Here is a 2,421-nt window from a genome sequence, read left to right on the forward strand (position 1 = left end):
CTGAGCTCGGCGGCCGGCGCGTTGCTGATGAGGGTGACCGGCACCACGGCGCCGATCTTGAGGTCGCGGGGATGGCGCCAGGAGATGAGCAGCGCCGCGGCCACGGCGGCGTGCAACGCCACCGAGCCCATCAGCGCAGGCGAGATCTCCCGGCGGTTCACGGCGTGCGCGACTCCGCGCTCTGGGGCCCAAAGGTCTGCGGTCCCGGCAGTCCCCCGCGCGAGCCGGACGAGGGGCCGCCGGTGTCGGTGATCAGGTTGATCGCGGTGAAGCCCGAGGTGGAGAGCGCCGCCATCACCTGGGCCACCACGGCGTAGGAGGCCTTGCCGTCGGCGCGCACGAAGATCGGCCGCTTGGAGTCCGGCCCGGCGGTGGTGCGCAGTTCCGGCCCGAGGTTGGAGAAGGCCACCTGCCGCTCGCCGATGAAGATCGTCCCGTCGGCGCGGATCGAGACCGACAGCGGCTGGGTCTGGTCCTGGATCGCCGCGGCCTCGGTCTTCGGCAGCTCCAGCGGCACGCCGGCGGTGAGCAGCGGCGCGGAGATCATGAAGATGATCAAGAGCACCAGCATCACGTCGACCATAGGCGTGACGTTGATCTCCGAGAGCGTGCCGCGCTGGCTGCGTCCGCGCCGGCGGCGACCGCGCCCGCGGCCCCCCGCGGAATAGGCGTCGTTGGCCGAGAGCGCCATGGTCAGGCCCGCTCCGCCAGGCGGCGCTGGACCGCGTGCGACAGGTCGTCGGCGAAGCCCTCCAGCCGCGCGGCGTACTTGCCGGCCTTGGTCGAGAAGGCGTTGAAGGCGATATAGGCCGGGATCGCGGCGATCAGGCCGATGGCGGTGGCGAACAGCGCCTCGGCGATCGCCGGCGCCACCACCGACAGGTTGGTGTTCTTCTGGATCGCGATCGCCTGGAAGGCGTGCATGATCCCCCAGACGGTGCCGAAGAGGCCGATGAACGGCGAGGCGGTGGCGACGATCGCCAGCACGCCGAGGCCGTCCTCTACCCGCGCGCTCTCCCGGGCGATGATGGTGTCGAGCACCCGGTCGATCCGCTGCACCAGGAAGGCCGTCTGGTTGTCGCTCAGCGGCTTCAACCGATAGTCGCGCCACTCGCGCAGCGCCGCCTGCAGCATCCTGGGCAGGGCGTGGCGCGGACGTTCGCCGGCCTTGTTGGCGATGTCCTCGAGGCTCTGGCCGTTCCCGACCTCGGCCTCGAACCTCTCGGCCTGGCGGTTCAGGCTGGCGAAGCGGAAGGCCTTGTCGAGGATCACCGCCCAGGACCAGAGCGACGCCAGGCCGAGACCGACCATCACCGCCTTCACCACCCAGTCGGCGCGCATGAAGAGGGTGATGAAGTTGAAGCTGTCGGGCGTGACGGCGGCGGCGTCCATGCGGATTTCGGCTCCGAGTCCAGTCTTGTGCGTGGGGTTGGCGCGCGGGCGTGGCGAACTTGTGGCGAAGCTTGTGTGTTTGAACTGCCGTTCGCTTGCGTTTCCGTCACGTCGGAAGCGAACGGGCGACGGAAAACCTAATCCGCTTCGCAGGACGATGGAATCCGTTGCGGCCGCACTGTGGCGCTTCCTGGACGCGGCTCACGCGAAATAGGGCGTCAGCGCCTGCACGAGGTCCGCGGGCGGACGCCTTGCGCGGCCGGAGGGATCGATGCAGGCGGCCTCGACCTCGGCCTGCGCGATCAGCTCGCTCCCGCGCAGGATGCGCTGGCGGATAAAGAGCCGCGGGCCGCGGACGGCGCTGTAGCGGGTCCGCACCATGAGCGCGTCGTCGATCCGCGCGGCGCGCTTGAACTCTATCGCCAGCTTGACGACGGTGAAGGCCAGCGGGTCCGCCCGCTCCAGCAGGGCCGCGTGGCTGACGCCCGCCAGCCGCAGGAAGTCGGTGCGCCCGCGCTCGAAGAAGCGCACGTAGCCGCCGTGATAGACCACGCCGGTGAAGTCGGTGTCCTCGTAGTAGATGCGGACCGGCAGCACGTGCTCGGCCCCCTCGAGCCAGCCTGAGCTGGGCTGGGCGGCGTTCGGTTCGGCGGTCATGACGGGCGCCTCCGGCCTAGTCGTCGAACAGGTCGCCGGCCGGCGGCCGTCCCGAGGGCGGCGGGGCGGCGAGGCCCAGGTGGGCGTAGGCCTTGGCCGTCGCCATGCGGCCGCGCGGCGTGCGCTGGAGGAAACCCTGCTGCAGCAGGAAGGGCTCGATCACGTCCTCGACCGCGTCGCGCGCCTCGGCGATCGCATAGGCCAGGGTCTCGACCCCGGCAGGTCCGCCGGCGTAGTTCTCGATCAGCGCCCGCAGGTAGCGGCGGTCGAGGGCGTCCAGCCCCTGCTCGTCGACGTCGAGGCGGGCGAGCGCCGCGGCCGCGGCCTTCTTGCCGATGACCTCGGTGCCGTCCGCGGCGGCGAAGTCGCGCA

General features: G+C 71.0%; 4 protein-coding genes. All 4 read right to left on the bottom strand.

Going from position 1 to position 2,421, the window contains the following annotated elements:
• Positions 1 to 157: 157 nt before the first annotated feature.
• Complete coding sequence (locus VJS38_RS06955) at positions 158 to 691, bottom strand: biopolymer transporter ExbD (RefSeq protein WP_324087425.1); 534 nt, start codon at positions 689 to 691, stop codon at positions 158 to 160.
• A 2-nt stretch (positions 692 to 693) separates the two neighbouring features.
• Positions 694 to 1,392 carry a protein TolQ gene (tolQ, locus tag VJS38_RS06960; protein WP_324087426.1) on the bottom strand — a complete coding sequence of 233 codons (699 nt, stop codon included), beginning with the start codon at positions 1,390 to 1,392 and terminating at the stop codon, positions 694 to 696.
• A gap of 201 nt (positions 1,393 to 1,593) precedes the next feature.
• Positions 1,594 to 2,049, bottom strand: coding sequence for a YbgC/FadM family acyl-CoA thioesterase (locus VJS38_RS06965; RefSeq protein ID WP_324087427.1), 456 nt, complete (start codon positions 2,047 to 2,049; stop codon positions 1,594 to 1,596).
• A gap of 16 nt (positions 2,050 to 2,065) precedes the next feature.
• Positions 2,066 to 2,421: Holliday junction DNA helicase RuvB C-terminal domain-containing protein (locus tag VJS38_RS06970; RefSeq protein WP_324087428.1), on the bottom strand; the 356-nt coding region annotated here is incomplete at its 5' end.

It is taken from the genome of Phenylobacterium sp., assembly GCF_035276905.1.
GTDB lineage: Bacteria > Pseudomonadota > Alphaproteobacteria > Caulobacterales > Caulobacteraceae > Phenylobacterium.

Coding starts and splice junctions, on each gene's coding strand:
- VJS38_RS06955 (WP_324087425.1), bottom strand. CDS start 691: ATGGCGCTCTCGGCCAACGACGCCTATTCCGCGGGGGGCCGCGGGCGC.
- tolQ (WP_324087426.1), bottom strand. CDS start 1,392: ATGGACGCCGCCGCCGTCACGCCCGACAGCTTCAACTTCATCACCCTC.
- VJS38_RS06965 (WP_324087427.1), bottom strand. CDS start 2,049: ATGACCGCCGAACCGAACGCCGCCCAGCCCAGCTCAGGCTGGCTCGAG.